Genomic DNA, 21909 nt, shown 5'->3' with positions numbered 1-21909 from the left:
GCCTCGAAGGCCCGAACGCCACCTACAACCTGCCGCTCGTGGTGCGCCTGCGCGGCAGCCTCGACCCGGCGGCCCTGCGCGCGGCCCTGGTGGACGTACTGGACCGGCACGAGAGCCTGCGTACGGTCTTCCCCGAGGTGGACGGGGCTCCCCAGCAGGTCGTCCGTGTCGTGGACGACGTGCCCGGCTGGCAGGCCGCCCGTACCACGGAGGAGGAACTGCCCGCGGCCGTCGACCGGTTCGTGGACCACGCCTTCGACCTGACCGCCGAAATACCGCTGCGCGCCGCGCTGTTCCCGGTGGCCGACGGCGAAGCGGTCCTCGCCCTCGTACTGCACCACATCGCCGGTGACGGCCAGTCCCTGGCGCCGCTGGCCGCCGACCTGCAAGTCGCCTACGCGGCACGGGCCGCCGGTACGGAGCCGTCGTTCGCGCCGCTCCCGGTGCAGTACGCGGACTACACGCTGTGGCAGCGGCGGGTGCTCGGCGACGAACAGGACCCGGACAGCCCGATCAGCGAGCAGGTCGCCTACTGGCGGCGCGCCCTGGCCGGCCTGCCCGAAGAGCTGGACCTGCCCTTCGACCGGCCCCGCCCGGCGGTCAGCAGCCACCGGGGCGGCAGCGTCGCCGTACACCTCGACGCCGCGCTGCACGGCAAGCTGGCCGAGCTGGCGCGGGCGCACGACGCGACCGTGTTCATGGTCGTCCAGGCGGCGCTGGCCACGATGCTGTCGCGGCTGGGCGCGGGGGAGGACGTGCCGATCGGCAGCCCCGTCGCGGGCCGCACCGACCAGGCCCTGGACGACCTCGTCGGGTTCTTCGTCAACACCCTGGTCATGCGCACCGACCTGACCGGCAACCCGTCCTTCGCCGAACTGCTGCACCGCGTACGGGAGACCGGCCTCGCCGCCTACGCCCACCAGGACGTGCCCTTCGAGCGGCTGGTGGAAGTGCTGCAACCGGCCCGGTCCATGGCGCGCCACCCGCTCTTCCAGGTCATGCTGGCCATGGAGAACGGCGGCCCCGCGCGCCCGGCGGCCGACTGGCCGGGCGTCGAGGCCGAGCCGTACTCCGTGGACAACGTCGCGGCCAAGTTCGACCTCACCTTCAACCTCGCGGAGAGCTACGAGCCCGGTGGCGAGCCGTCCGGCATCGACGGCGAACTCGAATACGCCACCGACCTCTTCGAGGAGTCCACGGCCCGGTCGCTGGCCGACCGGCTGACCCGCGTGCTCACCGCGGTGACCGCGGACCCGGCGCGGCCGGTCGGCGAGATCGACCTGCTGTCCGGGCCGGAGACGGCACGCCTGCTCGACCAGGGGCAGCACATTGACGCGGGCGCCGTACCCACGACGTTCCCGGAGCTGTTCGAGAGCGTGGTGGCAGCGGACCCGGACGCCCCGGCGCTCGTCGCGCCGGCCCGCGACGGCGCGGGCCGCGACACGCTGTCGTACGGCGAGCTGAACGCCCGCGCCAACCGCCTGGCCCGGCTGCTGATCGCACGGGGAGCCGGCCCGGAGCAGTTCGTCGCCCTGGCGCTGCCGCGCGGCACCGACCTGTTCGTGGCCCTGCTGGCGGTGCTGAAGACCGGCGCCGCCTACCTCCCGCTGGATCTCACCTATCCGCAGGAGCGGATCGACTTCATCCTGCGGGACACCGCGCCACGGCTCGCCGTCAGCCTCGCCGAGGTCAGCGGGGTGCTGGACACGGCAGGCCGCTCGCTCCCCGTCGTACTCCTCGACGAGCGGGAACCGGACCTGGCGGAGCAGCCGTCGCACGACATCGGTGACGCCGAGCGGAGCGCCGCGCTGCTGCCGTCGCACGCGGCCTACACGATCTACACCTCCGGTTCCACCGGCCGCCCCAAGGGCGTGGTCGTCTCCCACGCGGGCATCTCCTCGCTGGTGGCCACCCACCGCCGGTGGCCGGCGGCCGGTGCGGGCAGCCGGGTGCTCCAGTTCGCGGCGGTCTCCTTCGACACCTCGGTGTGGGAGATCACCATGGGCCTGCTCACCGGCGCGGCCCTGGTGGTCGCGGCCGACGACGAGCGCGGCCCGGGGGAGCCGCTGGTCCGCCTGCTCACCGAGCAGGGCGTCACCCACGCGACGATCCCGCCCGCGGTGCTCGCCCGGCTGGACCCGGCACGGCTGCCGGCCGGCCGTACGGTGATCGTCGCCGGTGAGGCGTCCGGGCCCGGCCTGGTGGAGCGCTGGGCCGCACACCACCGCGTGATCAACTCCTACGGTCCGACCGAGACCACCGTGGACGCCAGCATCGCGGTCTGCGCGCCGGGCCCCCGCGACACGGTCCCCATCGGCGGGCCCGTCGTGAACACCCGCCTGTACGTCCTCGACCCGTCCCTGCGGCTGGTCCCGCCGGGCGTGCCCGGAGTGCTCCACGTCGCGGGCGCCGGGCTGGCCCGGGGCTACGGGAACCGCCCCGGGCTCACCGCCCAGCGCTTCGTCGCCGACCCGTACGGCCCGCCCGGGTCGCGGATGTACAACACCGGCGACGTGGTGCGGTGGAACGCCCGGGGCGAGCTGGAGTTCGTCGGGCGGGCCGACGACCAGGTGAAGGTGCGCGGCTTCCGCATCGAGCCGGGCGAGATCGAGACCGTGCTCGCCGGGCACCCCTCGGTCGAGCAGGTCAAGGTGACGGTCCGCGAGGACGTGCCGGGGGACCGGCGCGTCGTCGCCTACCTCGTGGGCGCCGCCGACACTGCCGACCTGCGGGAACTCGCCGCCGAGCGGCTGCCCGACTACATGGTTCCCGCGGCCTTCGTCGCGCTGCCCGCGCTGCCGGTCACCTCCCGCGGCAAGGTGGACGTGAAGGCCCTGCCCGCACCGGCCTACGCCTCCTCGGGCGGCCGGGCCCCGCGCACCCCCGTCGAACGCGCCCTGTGCGAGGTCTTCGCGGAAGCGCTCGGCGTCGACACGGTGACCGCCGACGACAACTTCTTCGAGCTGGGCGGCCACTCGCTGCTGGTGCTCCAGGTGGTCAACGGCGTCGAACGCACGCTCGGCGTACGGCTCCCGCTGCGCAGCCTCTTCGAGCACCCGACGGTGGCCGGGCTCGCGGAATCCGGCCTGGACGGCGGGCCCGGCGGGTTCGAGCCGCTGCTGCCCCTGCGGACCGGCGGCGACCGCGCCCCGCTGTTCTGCGTGCACCCCGTGGGCGGTCTGGGCTGGGACTACTTCGGCCTGCTGCGCGGCCTCGACCCGGACCGGCCGGTCTACGCGCTCCAGGCCGACGGCATGGACGGGGACGGCGAGACCGGCCTGCCGGACACGATCGAGGAGATGGCCCGCGCGTACGTGACGCGGCTGCGCGACGTACAGCCCACCGGCCCGTACCACCTGCTCGGCTGGTCCTTCGGCGGGCTGATCGCGCACGCCATGGCCACCCGGCTCCAGGAGGACGGCGAGGAGGTCGCGCTGCTGGCCCTGCTGGACAGCTACCCGCCGGTGCCGGGGGCGGCCCCGTCCACCACCGACCAGGAGGAGGAGCAGACGGCCCTGCTGGAATTCCTCGGAATCGACCCCGCCGAATTCGGCGGCACGGCCCCCACTCCGGAGGAATTGGCCCGGCTCCTGGCGGACGACCCGATCACTTACGCGGCACTGGGTACGGAACGCCTGCTGGCCATCGGCCGGATCATCGGCCGGGGCGTGCGGGCGAGCAGGGAATTCCGCCCTGCCGTCTTCCACGGCGACCCGGTGTTCTTCCGGGCCACCGAGGATCAGGCCGCCGACCTGCGTCCCGAATCGTGGGCGCCGTACACCGAAGGGCATATCGAGATACACCCCGTCGACTGCGCCCATTCCGACATGCTCGAACAGCGGTCGGCGCTCACGAAGATCACCGCTGTCCTGTCCGAGAAACTCACCTGAGAACACCCGGTAAATCCCGAAGCAATCCCAGAGCAGTCCCCAGAGCAAGGAGCTCACCGTGCAGAACCCGTTCGAGAACCCCGAGGGCACCTACTACGTCCTGGTCAACGCGGAGAACCAGCACTCCCTGTGGCCCGCTTTCGCGGAGATCCCCGACGGCTGGGAGATCCGCTTCGGCGAGGAGAGCCACCAGGCGTGCGTGGACTACGTGAACGAGACGTGGACGGACATGCGCCCGAAGAGCCTCGCCGACGCCATGGACGGCGAGGCGGCCTGACCCTCTCGTATTCGTGACCGGCGGGCGGCACACACAAAGCCGCCCGCCGGAAACCCAGCCCCCACGAGAAAAGGGACCCACCCGCTTTGCACGCCCGATCAGTCGCGCACTCCACCTGGTTCCGCCGCTACACCCCGAGGCCGGATGCCGATATCCAGGCCGTGTGTTTTCCGCACGCCGGGGGAGCCGCGAGCTATTACCGGGACTGGGCCCGCGCCCTTCCCGCCCGTATCGAGGTCCTGGTGGCCCAGTACCCGGCCCGTGAGGACCGCCTGCCGGAAGACCCCGTGGACGACCTCCACCGGCTCGCCGACCTGGCGGCCGAAGACCTGCTGCGGACCGCCGACCGGCCCTGCGTCCTGTTCGGGCACAGCATGGGGGCTCTGGTCGCCTACGAGGTCGCGCTGCGCATGCAGCGGGCCGGCCGGACACCGGCGCGCCTGTTCGCGTCCGCTCAGAACGCGCCCGGACGACGGCCCCCGGGCGGGCTGGGCGACGCCTCCGACGACACCCTCGTACGGGAACTGCGGGAGATGGGCGGCACCGCCGACGCGATCACCGAGCACCCCGAGCTCCTGGAGCTGCTGCTGCCCGGCATGCGCGGCGACTACCGGGCCGTGGACGCCTACCGGCCGCGTACCGGCACCGCGCTGACCTGCCCCGTCACCGTGCTGTACGGAGAAGCGGACCCGTATGTGGACCCGGCGGACGCGGCCGCCTGGGCCGGGGCCACCACCGCGGACACGGAGTGCGTACGGTTCGACGGAGGCCACTTCTACCTCCGGGACCGGCAGGCCGAGCTGCTCGCGGCGATCGCGGACCGGGTGCCCCTTTGGGACGCTACGCGTATGTGAAGGCGCGGACCGGTGCTTCGGTAAACTGCCCCGGGCCCAGCCTGCCCGGACGAAGACCCTTCGAAAGCGACGACGCGATGCCCACCAGCATATTCTCCACCTCGGAGGAGTATCTTCCCGCAGCGCGGCGGGAGTTGACGGACGTCTGGGGCAAGCGCGCGGCCGTCGAGCGCCTCGGCCCGGACGTCGGCGCGCTGACCCTGCCCGACGCCACGCTGCGGGACGTGTCCGAGCTGTGCCGGACCCGGCCGGTGTCCTTCGTCAAGCACCTGACCGCCGAGATCGCCCGGGTGCCCGTCGACGAGGCGCGGGACCTCGACGCCGTGACGCGGCGCGCGCTCGCCGCCCTCCCCGAGGACCTTCCCTCGGGACCGCTGGCCGTCCAGGCATGGGTGAGCGGCCAGAACCCCGCCGAATACGGCTCGGCGCAGCTGTTCCGCGGCCTGGCCGACGCCCTGGAGAAGCAGGGCTTCGAGGTCGTGCGCTCCGGCGCGCCCGCGGTCCTGTCGGCGTGCATCACCCGTTCGGGCGTCCTGCTCGGGATCGGGAACCCCACCGACAGCCTCTCGGACTGGCCGGGCGGCCGGGTCCGGCTCTCGCGCGGCCCCGACACCATCTCGCGGGCGGAGTTCAAGCTGGAAGAGGCGATCAAGGTCTTCGGCCTCGGCCTCCCCCGCTCCGGAGTGGCCGCCGACCTCGGCGCCAGCCCGGGCGGCTGGACCCGCATCCTGCGCACCCACGGCCTGAAGGTGTGGGCCGTGGACCCCGGCGACATCGACCCCCGGCTGCTCGCCGACCCCGGCGTCCACCACGCCAGGACGACGGCCGGCAACTTCTTCGCGTCCAACCAGACGCGCTTCGACGTCGTCGTCAACGACATGAAGATGGACCCCCGCCTGACCTGCGACACCATGCTCACCGCCGCACAACGGCTGCGCCCCGGCGGCACGGCCGTCGTCACCCTGAAGCTGGCTCACGGCAACGTGGTCGAGGTCGTGCACAAATGCCTGGCCCGGCTGCGCAAGAAGTACGAGATCCTGCACGCCCGCCAGCTGCACCACAACCGCCACGAGGTCACGGTCGTCGCGCGGCTGCGCTGAGGGGCAAAGGCCGTATCGCGACCGTACGGCCGCTGTGAGCCAGGCCATACGCCACCGCCCGCCCGTCTGTGACCATGCCCGCATGGTCACCGAGGGGGAGCACGCCCGGTCATGGACCGCCGCCGGGAGCGGACCGGCGGAACCGCTCGCCGCGCGCCTTCGGCGCTTCTCCTTCGACCGGCACACCCACGGGCAGCCGGCCACCGGCATCGCGCGGAAGGGCCGCGCACGCCCGGCGGCACGGTGGTGATCCCCGCCGGACACCCGGTTCCCCGACCCCGCCGTACGGGACGCCGCGCTCTTCGCCCCGCCGCTCGGCGGTCCGGCCGGATCACCGCCCTCATGAGAAGGACGAACATTCATGGTCAACCGAGCGAAGGACACCGCCGTGACGGAGCGCATCGGGATCATCGGCGTGGGCGAGATAGCCCGCGCCATGGTGGAGGGCCTGTGCGAGGGGAACGAGGCCCCGCCGGAAATCTTCCTCTCCCCCAGGGGAGCGGACACGGCCGCCGAACTGGCCGCCCGCTACCCCACCGCGCGCGTCTGCTCCGGCAACCAGGACGTGATCGACCGCGCCGGGCTGATCGTCATCGCCGTCCGCCCCGACCAGCGCGCCGAAGCCCTCCCCGGACTCACGGTCCCCGCGGACCGGGTCGTGGTCAGCGTGCTGGCCGGAGTGGCGATCGACGAGGTACGCCGCACCCTCGGCACCGAGGCGCCGGTCGTACGGGCGATCCCGCTCCCCGCCGTACGCAGCCGCACCTCGGTCACCGTCATCTGCCCGGACCACCCCGCTGCCGCAGCGCTCTTCGGCACGCTCGGCGGCGCGCTGCCACTGGCGGACGAGGCGTCGTTCAACGTCTTCTCCGCCCTTACGGGAACCATCACCAGCCACTACCAGTACCTCGCCACGCTGACCGAATGGGCCACGGGCCACGGCGTCCCGGCCGAGACCGCGGACCAGTACCTCCGCAGTCTGTTCCAGGACGTCGGACGGTCCCTGGGTGACGGCTCCCGGCCGCTGCCCCGTCTCGTGGCGGACCACGAGACGCCGAACGGGAGCAACGAGCGCATCCGCACGACCTGGTTCGACGAGAAGAACGCGGGGGCGCTCAGGGAGGCGCTCGATGGTCTGCTCGCGCACTTGGCGGGGAGCCGGGCAGCGGATGTCGGGCCGTCTTGACGCAAATATTTCGCGTTAAGCTGGGCCGGTGAATGCCAGGAAGAGCGCGGAGGCCGCATCCGGGGCCGGGACGGCGGGCGCCAAGGGCAGTCCCCGTAAATCCGCCCGCCCCGGAGGCCGCAGTGCGCGGGTGCAGGAGTCGGTGCACCGGGCCGTGCGGGAGCTGACCGCCGAGCGGGGGCGGGAGGGGCTGACCGTGCCGGCCATCGCGGCGCGGGCCGAAGTCACGCCGTCCACCGTGTACCGGCGGTGGGGTGACCTGCACGAACTGCTGTCGGACGTGGCGGTGGAGCGGCTGCGGCCGGAGGGGCCGCCGGAGGATCACGGCTCGCTGCGAGCCGACCTGGGGGCCTGGGCCGAGCAGTTCCTTGAGGAGATGGCGTCCGCGGCCGGCCGCGCGTACATCCGTGACGCGCTGGCCGGTGACCCGGACGGCAGCAACGCCGGGCAGTGTTCCGGGTACGCCGCCGAGCAGGTGCGCACCGTCCTGGACCGGGCGCTGGCGCGGGACGAGGCGGTGCCGGAGCTGGAGGAGGTCATGGATCACCTCGTGGCGCCGATGATGTACCGCATCCTGTTCCGGCCGGGGCCGGAGACCGGCCCGGGCGCGGTGGACTACGCCCGGAGCCTGGTGGAGCGGCTGCTGCCCGCCTGACGGCTACAGCGGCGCGAGTTCCGGCGCCGGCCGGTGGGCGCTCTCGTAGGCGTGCGCCAGCCGGAGCAGGGTGGCTTCGGCCAGCGGACGGCCGATCAGCTGCATACCGATCGGCAGGCCCTCGTCGTCGCGGCCGACGGGCACGGAAAGCGCCGGGAAGCCGGTCAGGTTGGCGGGGGCGGAGAGCCGTACGTACGCGTCGGAGACCGACTCGGTCGAGCCGTCGGGCCAGATGAACTCCGACTGCCCGGCGCGGGCGGCGGTGGCGGGGACGGCCGGAGCCGCGAGTACATCGATACCACCGGCGCCCTCCGCGCCATCCGTCCCGTCGAAGAGCGCCAGCCACCGCTGGTGCATGAGCGTCCGGGTGCGCTGGGCGCGGATGTAGTCGGTGGCCGGGACGAATTCGCCCGCCTCCAGGAGGATGCGCACGTCGTCGGCGTACAGGCCGGGCGAGGCCCGCAGCATGTCCTGGTGGTACGCCGTGGCTTCCGGCACCATCAGGCCCCACTGGGAGGCGTGCACGTACTCCGTCATCGGTACGCGCACGGGCACGGCGGTGGCGCCGAGCGCGGTGAGCGCGTCGACGGCGGTGCGGACCGCGGCCGCAACCTGGGGCTGTACGCGCTCGAAGTAGTAGTTGGCGGGGATGCCGATACGCAGTCCGGCGATCGGTGCGCCGAGAGCCCGCGTGTAGTCCTCGGGCGGGTGGGCGAGGGACGCCGGGTCGCGCGGGTCGTGTCCGGCGAGGGCCTGGAGGACCAGGGCCGCGTCGGCCGCCGTACGGGTCAGCGGGCCCACATGGTCCAGCGACCACGACAGGGACGTCACGCCGTGCCGGGGCACCAGGCCGTACGTCGGCTTCAGACCGACGACGTGGTTGAGGGCGGCGGGGACGCGGATCGAGCCGCCGGTGTCCGTACCGAGGGCGAAGGTGGCCGTACCGGCGGCGACGGCCGCCGCCGAACCGCCGCTGGAGCCGCCGGGTATGTGCTCGGGCGACCAGGCGTTGCGGGTCTGCGGGGTGGTCAGTCCGTACGCGAACTCGTGGGTGTGGGTCTTGCCGGTCAGCACCGCGCCGGCCGCGCGCAGCCGCTCCGTCACGGCGGCGTCCGCGTCCGGTACGTGGTCCGCGCGCACCCGGGAACTGGCCGTGGTCGGTACGCCCGCGACGTCGATCAGGTCCTTCAGCGCCACCGGAACGCCGTGCAGCGGCCCCCGCGGCCGTCCGGCGGCGATCTCCCGCTCGGCCTCTGCGGCGGACCGCAGCGCGGCCTCGCGGGCCACCGACACATAGGCCCCGAGCTTCGGCTCCACGGCTTCGGCCCGGTCGAGGACGGAGGTGGTGAGTTCGACGGGGGACAGGGCGCGGTCCGCGATGAGGCGGGCGGCTTCGGTGAGCGAGAGGCGGTAGGGCTCGGTGTGGCTCATGAGGTCCTCCGGGAGGGGGAGCCGCCGGGTACGGCGGTGAAGGAGGGCGCGGGCGGGGTCTCGCCCAGCGGTATGTCGCGCAGCGAGCCGAGAACCGTGTCGATGGCGTGCACGGTCGCCGCGACACCGGCCAGGCGGTCGGACGGAAGCGGCAGTCCGGCGCGTCGGGCCAGGTGGGCGAGGTGGTCGGGCGGGAGCGGGGGAAGCGGGGGGTGGGCGGGAGAGGGCACGGGGGTCTCCGTGGGAGTGGGCGGGGGCAGCTCTGAGGGACGCGTTAAAGCAAAGGCTTTGCGTTTGGTGAGCGTAGGGGGCTAGGCTCGCCAAACGCAAATGCTTAGCTTTTACGGCTCTTCAGTTGCGCGATCCCGGCCCCGTCTCCGTCCCCTTCCCGCCCCCACCCGTACGGAGGTCTCCATGACCGTCCACCCCGCATCCCCCTGGCACATCGGCGACATCGTCGTCCACCGCATCGACGAGGTGGCGCTGCCGCCCGAGACCGGTGCCTGGCTGCTCCCGGACGCGACGTCCGGGCTCGTCACCGAGGTGCCCTGGCTCGCGCCGTCGTTCGCGCGCCCCGACGGCACCCTGCGCGCCGCCGTGCAGACCTTCGCGCTGGAGATCGGCGGCCGGCGCGTGCTGGTCGACACCGGCATCGGCAACGGCAAGACGCGCGCCAACCCGGCCTGGCACCAGCTCGACACGCCCTACCTCGACCGGCTGGCCGCCGCCGGCTTCCCGCCGGAGAGCGTCGACCACGTGATCCTCACGCACCTCCACGCCGACCACGTCGGCTGGAACACCCGCCTCGCCCCCGACGGCAGCTGGCGCCCGACGTTCCCCCGCGCCCGGTACCTCACGGCGCGCGCCGAGTACGCCTACTGGTCCGGCGTCGAGATGGAGGAGAGCCGCCGCCAGATGTTCCGCGACTCGGTCGAACCCGTACGGGAGAACGGCCAGTTGGACCTGATCGACGTTGCCGGGCCGGGTGTCGAGATCATCCCGGGGCTCACCCTCGTCCCGGCCCCCGGCCACACGCCCGGCCAGAGCGCGGTCGCCCTGCGCAGCGACGGGCGGTCGGCCCTCATCACCGGCGACTGCGTGCACCATCCCGTCCAACTCGCCCACCCCGACCTGTGCAGCAGCGTGGACATCGACCCGGAGGAGGCCGTACGGACCCGTCGCCGCCTCCTCGACGAGGTGGCGCGCACCGGAGCCCTGCTGCTCGGCAGCCACTTCCCGGCGCCGACCGGCGGGCTGGTGCGGCGGGGCGGTGCGGGGGAGGGGGCGTACCGGCTGGTGGCCGACGAGGGGTGAGGCGGCCTCCTCCGCGGCCGGTGGGCGCCCCGCGCGCCGGGGCGTGCACTACCCGGAGTGCGCGCCCCGCATGGCGGCATTTTTGAATGCTTAAGGGCATATCGGGGCAAGGCTGCCACAGTCGTTGCTGTCCGTCGCAGGCGTTGCCGTCTGCGGTTGTGCGCCCGGGAGGCCCCCCGATGAACCAGAGATCGTTCCGTGTCGTGGCGGCCACCGGATGCGCACTGCTGCTCGCGGCCCTGGCCCCGGTGAGTACGGCGATGGCGAACGCCAGTTCGACGGTAGGCCGGGTGGCGGCCCCGCTGGCCGACGCCGTGCGGTTCCCCTGGTTCGGCGGACCGGTCGTCGTGGCGCACCGCGGCGCCTCCCAGGTGGCGCCGGAGAACACCCTCGCCGCGGTGGACGCGGCGGAGCGCCAGGGCTTCGAGTGGGTGGAGAACGACGTACAGCGGACCCGGGACGGGCAGCTCGTGGTGATGCACGACGCCACGCTGGCCCGCACCACCAACGTCGAGCAGCTGTACCCCGACCGCTCCCCCTGGCGGGTACGGGACTTCACGGCCGCCGAGATCGCGCGGCTGGACGCCGGGAGCTGGTACGGCAAGCGCTTCGCGCGCGAACGGGTGCCGACGCTCAAGGAGTTCCTGCGGCGCATGGAGGACCGCGATCTGCGGCTGCTGCTGGAGATCAAGAACCCGCAGCAGTACCCCGGCATCGAGTCCCGCATCGTCAGGGAACTCGCGGGCGCGGGCTGGCTCGACCGCTCCCATGTGCGCCGCAGGCTGGTGGTGCAGAGCTTCAGCGCGAACAGCGTCCGCACGGTGCACAACCTCGTCCCCCAGGTGCGCACGGGTTTCCTCGGCAACCCGCCGGTGAACTCCCTGGCTTCGTACGCGCGTTACGTGGACCAGATCAACCCCCAGCTGTCCAAGGTGAACGCCCAGTACGTGTCCGCCGTCCACCGGCTGCACGGTGCGCACGGCGACCGGCTGGAGGTCTTCGCATGGGACGTACCGCCGCGGAACTACCACCGGATCGCCGCCGCTTACGGCCTGGACGGGGTCATCGTCTAGGCGCGGCCGCCGGTACGGGCGGCTCCCGGGCCGCCCGGGTCGTGGTCCGGCCGCCCCGGCCCGCCCGGAGCCGTCATGGCAGGATGACCGGTCGTGACGATTCGGGTGCTGATCGCGGACGATCAGGAGATGGTCCGCCGGGGGCTGCGGCGGATACTGGAGAGCCAACCGGACATCGAGGTGGTGGGCGAGGCGGCGGACGGGGTGGCGGCCCTGGAGGCGGCCCGCGCCCTGCGGCCCGACGTGGCCCTCGTGGACATCCGCATGCCGCGGATGGACGGCCTGGAGGTCACCCGCAGGCTGGCCGGTACGGGTACGGACTCCGGCCCGGCGGGCGGTACGGCCGATCCGCTGCCCAAGGTCAGGGTCGTCGTCGTGACCACCTTCGACCTGGACGAATACGTGTATCCCGCGCTGCGGCACGGCGCCTGCGGCTTCCTGCTGAAGCGTTCGGGCCCGGCGCTGCTGATCGAAGCCGTGCGTGCCGCGGTCGCCGGGGACAGCCTGATCAGCCCCTCGATCACGGTCCGGCTGCTCAAGCACGTCACCGGCTCCCGGCCCGCCGCGCCCCGCGCCCTGGAGGCGCTGACCGAGCGCGAGACCGAGATCGCCGGGCAGGTGGCGGCGGGCCTGACCAACGCCGACATCGCCCGCGAACTGTTCATCTCGCCCGGCACGGTCAAGACCCACGTCGCCAGCATCCAGCGCAAGCTGGGCGTACGGAACCGGGTCGGCATCGCGGTGCACGCCTGGGAGATGGGCTACGCGGGGCGGGAGGTCCCGCGGTGGTGACGGGGCGGCGGCTGGGGTGGTCCGCTGCCGGGGCGCTGTGCCTGCTCCTGCCGGTGCCGCTGGTCAGGGGCGGGGCGCCGCTCGAAGCGCTGATCGCGGCGCTGCCCGCGGTCGTGGCCGCGTTCGCCGCGCCGATGCGCTGGCCGTGGGGCAGGATCACCCTCGGCGCCGCCGTGATCACCGCCGCCGTGCTGTCCCTCGCCGTCGACCTGGTCTACCGGGGCCCGAAGAGCTACGCGGCCCTGTGGGAGTTCGCCGAGGCCCCGGCGCTGCTCGTACTGGCCGCGCGGCAGATCCGCCGCGCACCGGCCCGGCAGGCCGCCGTGGGCGGGTTCCTGGCGGCGCTGGCGTTCATCCTGCTGCCGCTGCGGTTCCTGCACGCCGATCCGCCCGTGAAGGGCGGTGCGGCCGTCCTGGTGAGCGCGCCGGCCCTGTTCGTCACGGTGGGCGTCGGCGGCCTCGCGCTGTACCTGCGGGCCCAGGAAGATCGGCGACACCGCGCGGTGGCGCAGGCCCGTCGCGAACAGCGCCTCGAAGTCGCCGGTGACCTGCACGACTTCGTGGCGCACGAGATCACCGGCATCGTGCTGGAGGTGCAGGCCGCCCGGGTCGCCGAGTACGACCGGGAGCAGACGGCGGAGCTGCTGGCCCGGCTGGAGGACGCGGGCCTGCGCGCGCTGGACTCGATGGACCGTACGGTACGGACGCTGCGCGACCCGGAGGGGCATGCGGTGGCCGACAGCCCGCAGCCTCCCGAGGCGTACGGCGACGCGGGCGAGCTTCCGCCGACCCGCCTGTACGGGCTGGCGGACCTGGCCGAGATGGTCGAACGGTTCGGCGCGACCGGCGTCCGGACGGCGCTCGACCTCGACGACGCCCTGTCCGGCACCCTGCCCCGCGCCACCGAGGACGCCGTCCACCGGGTCGTACTGGAAGCGCTCACCAACATCCGGCGGCACGCGGCCGGTGCGGAACGCGTGAGCGTCGAGGTCGCGGGCGCTCCTGCCGGTGACGGGCCGGGGGACGGCCGCCGGGTCGCGGTGACGGTCACCGACGACGGCGGCGGCCGCCCGGCAGGGCCGCTGGGCCTCCCGCGGCACGGCGGCGGCACCGGTCTCGCCGCCCTCACCGCGCGCGTCGAAGCGCTCGGCGGCACGCTGGCGTACGGACGGCACGGGGACGGCTGGCGGGTGCACGCCGTACTCCCGGCGACCTGAAACGGGACGCCCGGGGCCCGGACCGTAACGCTCCGCACAGCCGGGCAATACAGCCGCGCGACAAAGCCACGCGATATCTGCCGAACGGCAGATGTGGCACGGGCGCGAGCCGCCGATCCTCGGAGGTGCACCCATTCCCGCACCTCGGAGGAGCGATTCCGGTGGTTCCACGCAGCACCCGTACGACCGGCTTCCGCCTCGCGGCGGCCTGCGCCGCACCGCTGGCCGCGCTCGCCCTGACCGGCTGTTCCGTGGACGCCAAGTCCGCCGCACCCGCGGTGAAGACGTTCCCCTTCGCCGGCCGGACGCTGAACGTGAAGACCCACGAGATCCCGGCCGACCTGGTCGCCACCGACCGCAAGGACATCAAGGTCACCCGCTGGTTCGACGCGAAGAGCGGCAGCAAGAGGCTGCGGTGGGAGCTGACGGGGGAGACCCTCGACCTGGAGGCCGGGTGCACCGGCCTGGCCATCTGTGACGCGCGCTTCAAGGTCGAGGTGCCGCGCGGCGTGACCGTGCTGCGCGAGGGCGCGAAGACGGACCTGCGCGGCGATACGAAGGCGGAGCCGCACGGCGGCGCCCAGCACGGCAAGGACCACACCCCCGCATGACCACCCTCGAACTCCTCGGCGTCAGCAAGGTCTACCGCGGCGGCAAGCAGGCCGTGGACGGCCTGACCCTCCGTATGGGCCCCGGTCTGCTGGGCCTGCTCGGCCCCAACGGCGCCGGCAAGTCCTCCCTGATGCGCATCGCCGCCACCCTCACCCGGCCCACCGCCGGACAGCTCCGCTACGACGGCGAGGACGCGGTCCGGCGCCCCGGGCCGCTGCGCGCCGCCCTGGGCTACCTCCCGCAGGACTTCGGCGTCTACCCGAACCTGACGGCCCGCGAGTTCCTGGCCTACCTCGCCGCCGCCAAGGGCGTGCCCGCGGGCCGGGCCCGCACCCGTATCGGCGAGCTGCTGGAGCTGCTCAACCTGACGGAGGCGGCCCGCCGCCCGCTGGGCGCGTACTCGGGCGGCATGCTGCGCCGCGTCGGCATCGCGCAGGCCCTGCTCGCCGACCCCAAGGTGATCATCGTGGACGAGCCGACCGCGGGACTCGACCCCGAGGAGCGCGCCCGTCTGCGCAACCTGCTCGCCGAACTGGCCATGGAACGCGTCGTGCTGCTCTCCACCCACATCGTCTCCGACATCGAGTCGGTCGCCGGGGACATCGCCGTCGTCGCGGGCGGCCGGCTGCTGCGCCGCGGCACGCCGGAGGAACTGCTCGCCGCGGTGGCCGGGCAGGTGTGGGAGGTGCTGGTCGGCACGCAGGAGGTGGCGGAGGTGCAGGCGCGGCACGTCGTCAGCCGGATGGTCCGGACCCCCGAGGGCGTACGGGTACGGCTGCTGTCGCCGTTCCGGCCGTACGAGGGAGCGGTGCAGCGGATGCCCGACCTGGAGGACGCGTACCTGGCGACGGTCGGCGCGGGAGGCGTCCGATGAGCGTCGGCAGGGTCCCGGTGAGCCCCGGCGGGTTCCGGGTGGGTATCGGCAGTCTTCCGGTGAGGCTCGGCCGCCTGGCGCTGGGCGATGTCCGCGACCGGGTGCGCCGCCCCGCGTACGCCGTGACGCTGCTGGCCGCCGTCCTCCTGGGCTATCTCGCCGTCCCGCAGCCCACCTCGCACTGGGTCATCCTCCAGATCGGCGATTTCCGGGGGACGTACAACAGCGCGTACGTCGGTGTCGCGACCGCCCTCGCCGCGGCGCTGTGGCTGCCGCTGGCCGGGTTCTATGTCGTACGCAACGCGCTGGTCAGGGACGAGCGTTCGGGCGTGGGGCGGCTGCTCGCGGCCACCCCGCTGCGGACCACCGGCTACTTCGCGGGCAAGCTGCTGAGCAATGTGCTGGTGCTGGTCTCGATGCTGGGCGTGCTGGCGGTCACCGCGGTGGTCATGCAACTGGCACGCGGCGAGTCCTACCGCATCGACCCGGTGGCGCTGCTGAAGCCGTTCGTGCTGATCGCGCTGCCCCTGATGGTCGTCACCGGGGCCGCGGCGCTGCTGTTCGAGTCGCTGCCGGTGCTGCGCGGCGGCGTGGGGAACGTCGTCTGGTTCTTCGTGTGGCTGGCGCTGGTCCTGGGCGGCCAGCGGCCGGACGCGCCGCTGGGCGGCATCGGCGTACACGGTGCGGTGGCTTCGATGGCGGACGATCTGGCCGCCCAACACACACGCGTAACAGGCGAGTTCAGCCTCGGGTTCACCTACCTGGAACAGCCGCTGCGCACGTTCGTGTGGCACGGCTTCACACCGGAGCAGGGCTTTGTACTGGGCCGTGTGGCCCTGGTCCTCGCCGCCGTGGCGCTGGCCCTGCTGCCCGCCCTCTGGTTCGGCCGCTTCGATCCGGCGCGCGGGGGAGCGCGCGGCGCGACGGCCGGCCAGAGGGTTCAGGAGGCGGCCCCGGGCACGGTCCCGGGGCCGCCCCAGCCCCATGGCCCCACCGTGACCACCGTCCACCGGCCGCTTTCCTTCCTGAGCCCCGCCACCGCCACACCCCCCGGAGCCACCTACCACCGCCTCGTCCTTGGCGAACTCCGCATCCTGCTCCAAGGCGTCGCCTGGTGGTGGTGGACCGGAGCCGCCCTGATCTCCATCGCGGGGCTGTGTGTGCCCACGGCCGGTGCGGCCCGGGTGGTCCTGCCGCTGGCCTGGATCTGGCCCGTACTGATCTGGTCCCGGCTCGGCGCCCAGCGCCACGAACACGGCGTGCAGGCCCTACTGGGCAGCTACCCGGCAGCACGCCACCGCGCGCTGGCCGAATGGTCAGCGGGCTTCGCCCTCACCGCGGCAACCGGGTCCGTACCACTGCTGCGGCTGGCGATGGCGGGGGACTGGCAGGGCGTGGCCTCCTGGGCGGGCGGCGCGGTCTTCATTCCCGCGCTGGCCCTGGCGCTGGGCTCGCTCTCCCGTACCCACCGACTCTTCCAGGCCCTGTACCTCCCGCTCTGGTACTGCGTCTTCAACGGGCTGCCGCTGCTCGACTACATGGGCGCCACCCGGCCGGAAGGCCGGCCCGCAGCCCTCTCCCCCCTGCTCGTCGCCGGGCTCGCCGCCCTGCTGCTGGCCGGAGTGGTGGCAGCGGCGGGCCCTCTGCGCCGGGCCCCGGCCGTCTCGTAGGGTCGAAGGGGTGGCACGCTGCCGACCGTACGGAAGCGGCCGCCCCAGGGCACGAAGGAGCAGAGACCGACCATGAGCGACACCGTCTGGGGCGGGGACCAGCTGGACCTCGACGCGTACCTCGCACGCATCGGATACGAGGGCGAGCGCACGCCCACCGAAGCCACCCTGCGGGAACTGCACGCCCGCCACGCGGCCGCCTTCGGCTTCGAGAACCTGGAGATCATCCTCGGACGGCCGGTCCCGCTGGACCTGAAGTCGCTCCAGGAGAAGATGGTCGGCCGCCGCCGCGGCGGCTACTGCTACGAGCAGAACCTGCTCTACGCCGCCGCGCTGGACCGGCTCGGCTTCCGGGTCTCGGGCCTGGGCGCCCGCATCCGCATGGGCGAGTCCAAGATCCGTCCGGTCACGCACGCGCTGCTCAAGGTGCGGCTGGACGGCGAGGACTGGATCACCGACGTCGGCTTCGGCGGCGAGGCCCTGCTGGCGCCGGTCCCGCTGCGCGAGGGCATCGAGGTCCGGCAGGGCGGCTGGACGTTCGGCCTCGTACGCGAAGCGCCGGAGGGTGCGGAGGGCGCGGACACGGCCTGCGGCACCTGGGTGCTGCGGTCGCGGCACGAGGACGGCTGGTTCGACCTGTACGCCTTCGGCCCGGAGGCGCGCTACCCGGCCGACTACGGCGTCTTCAACTACTACATCTCCAGCCACCCGCGCTCGCCGTTCACCGGCCGGCTGGTGGTCCAGCAGCCCGGCCCCGACCTGCGGCGCACCCTGATCGGTACGGAGCTGACGCTGACCCGCCCCGACTGGTCCCGGGTGGTGCGCCAGGTCCCGGCCGAGGAACTGCCGGCCGTACTGGAGTCGGACTTCGGCCTCGTACTGGACGAGCGGGACGCGGCCGAGCTGGTGGCCCTGCACCGGGAGCAGCCGGTGGCGTAGGCCCGGCGGGCTCCCGGCGGGCGGGCCGGCCCCGGTGAGCGGCCGGGGCCGGGCCGGGCGCGGCTACCGTACGACCGCGAACCCCTCGATCTCCACGAGCGCCGCCTCGTCCCACAGCCGCGTCGCGCCGATCACCGCCATCGCCGGGTAGTCGCCGCCGACCAGCCGCTTCCACACCTGGCCGATGGCCGCCGCGTTGCTGCGGTAGTCGGCCACGTCCACGGCGAAGACCGTCAGCTTGGCCAGGTCGCCGGGGCCCGCGCCGGCGGCTTCGGCGGCGGTCAGCAGATTGCTCAGCGCACGCTCGAACTGCTCGACGACGCCGTCGCCGACGATGCGGCCCGCCCCGTCCAGCGCGGTCTGCCCGGCCAGGAACACGATCGTCCCGGGCGCGGCCCGTACGGCGTGGCTGAAGCCGGTCGGCGGTGACAGCACGGGCGGATTCACCCGCTCGAAACCGCCGGATGCCTGTCCCTCGCTCATCCCTGGTGTGCCCCCTTCATGCCTTCATGGCCTCATGCCCGGTGTGCTCCCTCGGCGGCCAACTCGTACCGCACCCCCAGGGATTGCAGCGCGTCCCGCTCTTCCTGCGGAAGCCGCTCGTCCGAGATGACGAGGTCGAAATCGGCCAGCGGAGCCAGCTCGTACAGCGCCTGGCGGCCGAACTTGGAGTGGTCCACCAGCAGTACCCGGCGCCGTGCCGCCGCCATCAAAGCCCGCTTGACCAGGACGTTCTCCTGCGCCTGGTGGTAGCAGTGGCCGTTGTCGACGGCGGAGGTGGACAGGAAGGCCACATCGGCGCGGAAGCTGCGGGCGATGTCGGCCGTGGACATGCCCAGGAAGGCGTTGAAGGCGGCGTGGTACTCGCCGCCCAGCGCGATCACCCGGATGTCCGGCTCCTCGGCCAGCTCGTTGATCACCTGGAGCGAGTTGGTGATGACCGTGTACGCGCCGCGCGAGGCGAGCGAGCGGGCCAGCGGCAGCGCCGTACTGGAGTCGTCGATGATCACGGCCTGGCCGGGCTCGGCGATCGCCAGCGCCGCCGCGCAGATCGCCTCCTTCGCCGCCACCTGCTCGTTGCCGCGCCAGCGCGCGTTGGACTCGAACAGGGCGTTGGGCGCGGCGGTCGCCCCGCCGCGCACCTTGCGCAGCCAGCCCTGGTGCTCCAGCGAGTCCAGGTCGCGGTGGACCGTCATCTGGCTGACGCCCAGCTCCTGGACCAGGTCCTCGATGCTGACCTGCCCTTCGGCCAGCACCCGGTCCGCGATCCGCTTGCGCCGGTCCTTGGGGCTCAGCTTCCCCTCGGGAACCGCGGTCCTGACGGCCTTGTCGCCGCCCTTCGCGGACCGGTCCGCTCCCGTGGCCGGTGCCGAGGCGTCTGGAGTTGCTCCGGTGTCGGCCAACGCTGATCCCTTTCCATACGTGCTCGGCTGTCCGCCGAGTCTATGGCGTGGTCACGCCCGGGTCGCCGCCTCGTGCGGGGCGTGGTCGCACCGGGGCCCGGCGCCTCGGCTATGGCGTGGGCACGCCCGGGGCCGCCGTCTCGCACAGGGTCCGGCCGCCGAGCGTTCCGTGCGCCGCGTACGGGCGGAAGCGGACGAACGCCGCCTCGTGGTGGAAAGGCCGGGCCCGGTGCGCCGCGACCGTCTCCCGGTGCTTCGGACGCCGCTCACCGTAGGCGTACGCCGTCATCTCGCGCAGACTGCGCCACACGGAGAGGGTGCCGACGAAGCGTGGCGGCCGGGCCAGCGCGGCCGACGCCGTCATGGCCGGGTCGGCGGCGGCCCGCCCCGACGCCCGGGAGTTGGCGCGCAGGAACGGCCCCAGGCGGCGGAGCCGGGTCTCGCCCAGGGTGAGCACCACCACCTGCTCGTCGTCGTCCGCCGGGCGGGCGTCGGGCGCGACTTCGACGGGCATGCCGGACCAGGAGCCCCGTACCCCGAGCGGTTCGAGACGCACCTGACACCCGGAGGCGAAGTGCCCGGCCAGCGGATGGTCCGCCAGGAAGCGGTCCAGGGCGGCGTCGTCGTCCCACGCGGCGATCAGCGCGGCGCGCCCCGGGCGCAGCCGCGGCAGCCCGGCCGCGATGTCGCCGGTCAGCGCGGTCTGCGCGTGCCGCAGGCCGGGGAGGGCGCCGGGGCGCGGGCGGGAGCGCAGGACGTCGCGGGCGGCGCGGAGGCCGATGTCGGCGAGATGCACGGAAACGATCATTTTCGTACCCCGTTCCAGGGGCCGGCCCGCCATATGGGCCGATCACCCTCAGCCGTAGTTACTACCGCGTATACTTTGTGGTACACGCTTGAGTACACGCCTCAGTATCCACCGGAGACACCGTGAAGGCGAGCCCATGAGCGACATCGACCGGACGCGCGCGGCCCGCGCCGAGACCCGCAGACGCATCGAGGACACCGCCGCCCGCCTCTTCGCCGAGCGCGGCTACGCCGGCACCACCATCGGCGACATCGCCGACGGCGCGGGCCTGAGCAAACCGATGCTCTACCGCCACTTCGACTCCAAGAAGGAACTCCACCTCGCCCTTCTGGAACGCCACCGCGACGAACTCGCCGCCGCGCCCGTCCAGCAGCTCCTGCACGGCGAGGGCGACCTGCTCACGCGCATGGAAGCGATGTACGACGCGTGGTTCGGGCACGTGCGGAGCCACCCGTACATCTGGCGCATGATGTTCCGCGACACCACCGGCGACCCGGAGGTGCAGGACTTCCACCGCGAACTGCAACGCCGCCAGCGCGCCACCGACGTGGCGCTCCTGCGCGAGCACATCCCCGGCCTGCCGGAAGCCGAGCTGGAACCGCTCGGCGAGGCGATCCGCAGCTCCCTGTACGGACTCGCCCTGTGGTGGCTGGATCACCCCGAGCAGCCGCGCGAGGTGCTGGTCGCGGCGATGGTGCGGATCACGCGGGGGCTGCTGATGACGGCCGGGGAGTGAGGCCGGAACCAGGCCCCTCTTCGGAGCCGCCCTCGCGCCCGCCGTGCAACGCGGCACGCAGCCGCCCCGTCCAGTACGCCGTCGTCTCCCGCGCGAGCCGGGTCTCCGGCGCGAACATCTCGAAGCCGTGCCACGCGCCCGGTACGTAGTGCAGCGCGACCGGCACACCGGCGTCCGCCAGCCGGCGGGCATAGGCGAGCCCGGTGTCGCGCAGTGGGTCGAGGCCGCAGACGACGACGCACGCGCCGGGCAGGCCGCGCAGGTCGGTGGCGCGGGCCGCCGCCGCGTACGGGTGCGCGCCGGCCCCCTCGGGCACGTAATGCCGCCAGCCCCGCTGTACGAACGCGCCGTCGGGCAGCCGCGGATCGTCGTCCGCGGGCGTCGGGCGCGTACCGGCCGAATCGTCCAGGTCCGGTACGACGAGCGACTGGTGGACCAGGGCCGGGCCGCCACGGTCGCGGGCCATCAGCGCGACGGCCGCGGCGAGCCCGCCCCCGGCGGACTGCCCACTGACCGCCAGGCGTGCCGGATCGATACCGAGCGCCGCCGCCTGCCCCGCCGTCCACTCCAGGGCGAGGAAACAGTCCTCGACCGCCGCCGGACACGGGTGCTCCGGCGCGAGGCGGTATTCCACGGACACCACCGCGGCGCCCACCGCGCGGACCAGCTCGATCGCCGTACGGTCCTCACCGGGCGGCGCCTGCCCGAAGGTGTAACCGCCGCCGTGGAACTGCAGTACGCCTGGGAGAGGGTCCGGCTCGTACGGCAGCGGGCCGTGCTCGTACGGCAGCGGTCCCGGTCCGCCCGGCGACGCACCCGGCGCGCCCACCGGCCGGTAGACCTCCACCGCCAGCTCCGAACCGTCCGGCCGCGGCACGCCGAACCGCTCGCTCTCCACCCCGGTCCGGTCCGCCGGGAAATGGCAGGCCAGCGTGTGCAGGCCGGCGCGGGTGCCCGCGATGTCGGCGTACGGGTCGAGCATCGGCGGCAGTTGCTCCAGGACGGGCGCCAGCTCGGGGGCCACGGGCAGCTCGGGATGCGCACGCGGTGGGGGGTCTCCAGGCAGCTCAGGATCTAC

22 protein-coding genes and 1 pseudogene are annotated in these 21909 nt (G+C 73.5%); 17 read left to right on the top strand and 6 right to left on the bottom strand.

Going from position 1 to position 21909, the window contains the following annotated elements; genetic code table 11:
• Positions 1-2: 2 nt before the first annotated feature.
• From CP984_RS42060 to CP984_RS17495, 8 genes and pseudogenes are all read left to right on the top strand, one after another.
• A pseudogene (locus tag CP984_RS42060) lies at positions 3-1301 on the top strand (condensation domain-containing protein); the annotation flags it as partial.
• Positions 1302-1376: 75 nt separating this feature from the next.
• On the top strand, positions 1377-3890 hold the full coding sequence (locus CP984_RS17520) for an amino acid adenylation domain-containing protein (RefSeq protein WP_226048819.1): 2514 nt from the start codon (positions 1377-1379) through the stop codon (positions 3888-3890).
• Between the two features lie 58 nt (positions 3891-3948).
• Complete coding sequence (locus tag CP984_RS17515; RefSeq protein WP_003983011.1) at positions 3949-4167, top strand: MbtH family protein; 219 nt, start codon at positions 3949-3951, stop codon at positions 4165-4167.
• A gap of 86 nt (positions 4168-4253) precedes the next feature.
• On the top strand, positions 4254-5021 hold the full coding sequence (locus CP984_RS17510; protein WP_030185141.1) for a thioesterase II family protein: 768 nt from the start codon (positions 4254-4256) through the stop codon (positions 5019-5021).
• 77 nt (positions 5022-5098) lie between these two features.
• Positions 5099-6121: an SAM-dependent methyltransferase gene (locus CP984_RS17505; RefSeq protein WP_003983013.1), complete on the top strand. Its 1023-nt coding sequence runs from the start codon at positions 5099-5101 to the stop codon at positions 6119-6121.
• Between the two features lie 82 nt (positions 6122-6203).
• Entirely contained in the window at positions 6204-6371 is a 168-nt protein-coding gene (locus CP984_RS41275) for a hypothetical protein (protein ID WP_156100259.1), read from the top strand.
• A gap of 111 nt (positions 6372-6482) precedes the next feature.
• On the top strand, positions 6483-7307 hold the full coding sequence (locus tag CP984_RS17500; protein ID WP_003983014.1) for an NAD(P)-binding domain-containing protein: 825 nt from the start codon (positions 6483-6485) through the stop codon (positions 7305-7307).
• Between the two features lie 130 nt (positions 7308-7437).
• The gene (locus CP984_RS17495) at positions 7438-7962 is read left to right on the top strand and encodes a TetR/AcrR family transcriptional regulator (protein WP_003983015.1); all 525 of its coding nucleotides are present in this window, start codon (positions 7438-7440) and stop codon (positions 7960-7962) included.
• A 3-nt stretch (positions 7963-7965) separates the two neighbouring features.
• Here CP984_RS17495 and CP984_RS17490 read toward each other — a convergent pair whose 3' ends face one another.
• Together CP984_RS17490 and CP984_RS17485 are read right to left on the bottom strand one after the other, a co-directional pair.
• On the bottom strand, positions 7966-9393 hold the full coding sequence (locus tag CP984_RS17490; protein WP_003983016.1) for an Asp-tRNA(Asn)/Glu-tRNA(Gln) amidotransferase GatCAB subunit A: 1428 nt from the start codon (positions 9391-9393) through the stop codon (positions 7966-7968).
• The gene (locus tag CP984_RS17485) at positions 9390-9623 is read right to left on the bottom strand and encodes a hypothetical protein (RefSeq protein WP_003983017.1); all 234 of its coding nucleotides are present in this window, start codon (positions 9621-9623) and stop codon (positions 9390-9392) included. The genes CP984_RS17490 and CP984_RS17485 overlap by 4 nt, the downstream gene beginning before the upstream one ends.
• A 184-nt stretch (positions 9624-9807) precedes the next feature.
• On the opposite strand from CP984_RS17485, the gene CP984_RS17480 reads away from it, so the two are divergent.
• From CP984_RS17480 to CP984_RS17445, 8 genes are all read left to right on the top strand, one after another.
• Positions 9808-10707, top strand: coding sequence for an MBL fold metallo-hydrolase (locus CP984_RS17480; RefSeq protein ID WP_003983018.1), 900 nt, complete (start codon positions 9808-9810; stop codon positions 10705-10707).
• A 179-nt stretch (positions 10708-10886) separates the two neighbouring features.
• A complete protein-coding gene (locus CP984_RS17475; RefSeq protein WP_003983020.1) occupies positions 10887-11780 on the top strand; it encodes a glycerophosphodiester phosphodiesterase in 894 nt (297 codons plus the stop codon).
• 93 nt (positions 11781-11873) lie between these two features.
• Positions 11874-12572, top strand: a complete 699-nt coding sequence (locus CP984_RS17470; protein WP_003983021.1) for a response regulator — start codon at positions 11874-11876, stop codon at positions 12570-12572.
• Entirely contained in the window at positions 12566-13789 is a 1224-nt protein-coding gene (locus CP984_RS17465; RefSeq protein ID WP_003983022.1) for a sensor histidine kinase, read from the top strand. The genes CP984_RS17470 and CP984_RS17465 overlap by 7 nt, the downstream gene beginning before the upstream one ends.
• 161 nt (positions 13790-13950) lie before the next feature.
• The gene (locus tag CP984_RS17460) at positions 13951-14400 is read left to right on the top strand and encodes a hypothetical protein (RefSeq protein WP_003983023.1); all 450 of its coding nucleotides are present in this window, start codon (positions 13951-13953) and stop codon (positions 14398-14400) included.
• Positions 14397-15275, top strand: coding sequence for an ATP-binding cassette domain-containing protein (locus CP984_RS17455; protein WP_030185136.1), 879 nt, complete (start codon positions 14397-14399; stop codon positions 15273-15275). The genes CP984_RS17460 and CP984_RS17455 overlap by 4 nt, the downstream gene beginning before the upstream one ends.
• The gene (locus CP984_RS17450) at positions 15272-16945 is read left to right on the top strand and encodes an ABC transporter permease (protein ID WP_226048667.1); all 1674 of its coding nucleotides are present in this window, start codon (positions 15272-15274) and stop codon (positions 16943-16945) included. Before CP984_RS17455 ends, CP984_RS17450 begins: the two co-directional genes overlap by 4 nt.
• 72 nt (positions 16946-17017) lie before the next feature.
• The gene (locus CP984_RS17445; RefSeq protein ID WP_003984619.1) at positions 17018-17884 is read left to right on the top strand and encodes an arylamine N-acetyltransferase family protein; all 867 of its coding nucleotides are present in this window, start codon (positions 17018-17020) and stop codon (positions 17882-17884) included.
• 63 nt (positions 17885-17947) lie between these two features.
• On the opposite strand, the gene CP984_RS17440 is transcribed toward CP984_RS17445, so the two are convergent.
• The 3 genes from CP984_RS17440 to CP984_RS17430 all read right to left on the bottom strand — a co-directional run bounded on the left by CP984_RS17440 (position 17948) and on the right by CP984_RS17430 (position 20095).
• Positions 17948-18367, bottom strand: coding sequence for a RidA family protein (locus tag CP984_RS17440; protein WP_003984620.1), 420 nt, complete (start codon positions 18365-18367; stop codon positions 17948-17950).
• A 32-nt stretch (positions 18368-18399) separates the two neighbouring features.
• Positions 18400-19287: a DeoR/GlpR family DNA-binding transcription regulator gene (locus CP984_RS17435; RefSeq protein ID WP_003984621.1), complete on the bottom strand. Its 888-nt coding sequence runs from the start codon at positions 19285-19287 to the stop codon at positions 18400-18402.
• A 109-nt stretch (positions 19288-19396) separates the two neighbouring features.
• Positions 19397-20095, bottom strand: a complete 699-nt coding sequence (locus tag CP984_RS17430) for a hypothetical protein (RefSeq protein ID WP_043978355.1) — start codon at positions 20093-20095, stop codon at positions 19397-19399.
• A 136-nt stretch (positions 20096-20231) separates the two neighbouring features.
• On the opposite strand from CP984_RS17430, the gene CP984_RS17425 reads away from it, so the two are divergent.
• Complete coding sequence (locus CP984_RS17425) at positions 20232-20831, top strand: TetR/AcrR family transcriptional regulator (protein WP_003984623.1); 600 nt, start codon at positions 20232-20234, stop codon at positions 20829-20831.
• Here the strand turns inward: CP984_RS17425 and CP984_RS17420 are convergent.
• Positions 20797-21855, bottom strand: coding sequence for an alpha/beta hydrolase (locus tag CP984_RS17420; protein ID WP_003984624.1), 1059 nt, complete (start codon positions 21853-21855; stop codon positions 20797-20799). The genes CP984_RS17425 and CP984_RS17420 overlap by 35 nt on opposite strands.
• Between the last annotated feature and the right edge of the window lie 54 nt (positions 21856-21909).

It is taken from the genome of Streptomyces rimosus (assembly GCF_008704655.1).
GTDB lineage: Bacteria > Actinomycetota > Actinomycetes > Streptomycetales > Streptomycetaceae > Streptomyces > Streptomyces rimosus.
The sequence above is the reverse complement of the archived record's forward strand: the minus strand, read 5'-3'. Positions and strand labels throughout refer to the sequence as shown.

What these genes read in the sequence shown, in the direction of transcription:
- CP984_RS17445 (WP_003984619.1), top strand. Translation starts at nt 17,018, where the DNA reads ATGAGCGACACCGTCTGGGGCGGGGACCAGCTGGACCTCGACGCGTAC.
- CP984_RS41275 (WP_156100259.1), top strand. Translation starts at nt 6,204, where the DNA reads ATGGTCACCGAGGGGGAGCACGCCCGGTCATGGACCGCCGCCGGGAGC.
- CP984_RS17475 (WP_003983020.1), top strand. Translation starts at nt 10,887, where the DNA reads ATGAACCAGAGATCGTTCCGTGTCGTGGCGGCCACCGGATGCGCACTG.
- CP984_RS17505 (WP_003983013.1), top strand. Translation starts at nt 5,099, where the DNA reads ATGCCCACCAGCATATTCTCCACCTCGGAGGAGTATCTTCCCGCAGCG.
- CP984_RS17480 (WP_003983018.1), top strand. Translation starts at nt 9,808, where the DNA reads ATGACCGTCCACCCCGCATCCCCCTGGCACATCGGCGACATCGTCGTC.
- CP984_RS17500 (WP_003983014.1), top strand. Translation starts at nt 6,483, where the DNA reads ATGGTCAACCGAGCGAAGGACACCGCCGTGACGGAGCGCATCGGGATC.
- CP984_RS17490 (WP_003983016.1), bottom strand. Translation starts at nt 9,393, where the DNA reads ATGAGCCACACCGAGCCCTACCGCCTCTCGCTCACCGAAGCCGCCCGC.
- CP984_RS17455 (WP_030185136.1), top strand. Translation starts at nt 14,397, where the DNA reads ATGACCACCCTCGAACTCCTCGGCGTCAGCAAGGTCTACCGCGGCGGC.
- CP984_RS17450 (WP_226048667.1), top strand. Translation starts at nt 15,272, where the DNA reads ATGAGCGTCGGCAGGGTCCCGGTGAGCCCCGGCGGGTTCCGGGTGGGT.
- CP984_RS17440 (WP_003984620.1), bottom strand. Translation starts at nt 18,367, where the DNA reads ATGAGCGAGGGACAGGCATCCGGCGGTTTCGAGCGGGTGAATCCGCCC.
- CP984_RS17425 (WP_003984623.1), top strand. Translation starts at nt 20,232, where the DNA reads ATGAGCGACATCGACCGGACGCGCGCGGCCCGCGCCGAGACCCGCAGA.
- CP984_RS17430 (WP_043978355.1), bottom strand. Translation starts at nt 20,095, where the DNA reads ATGATCGTTTCCGTGCATCTCGCCGACATCGGCCTCCGCGCCGCCCGC.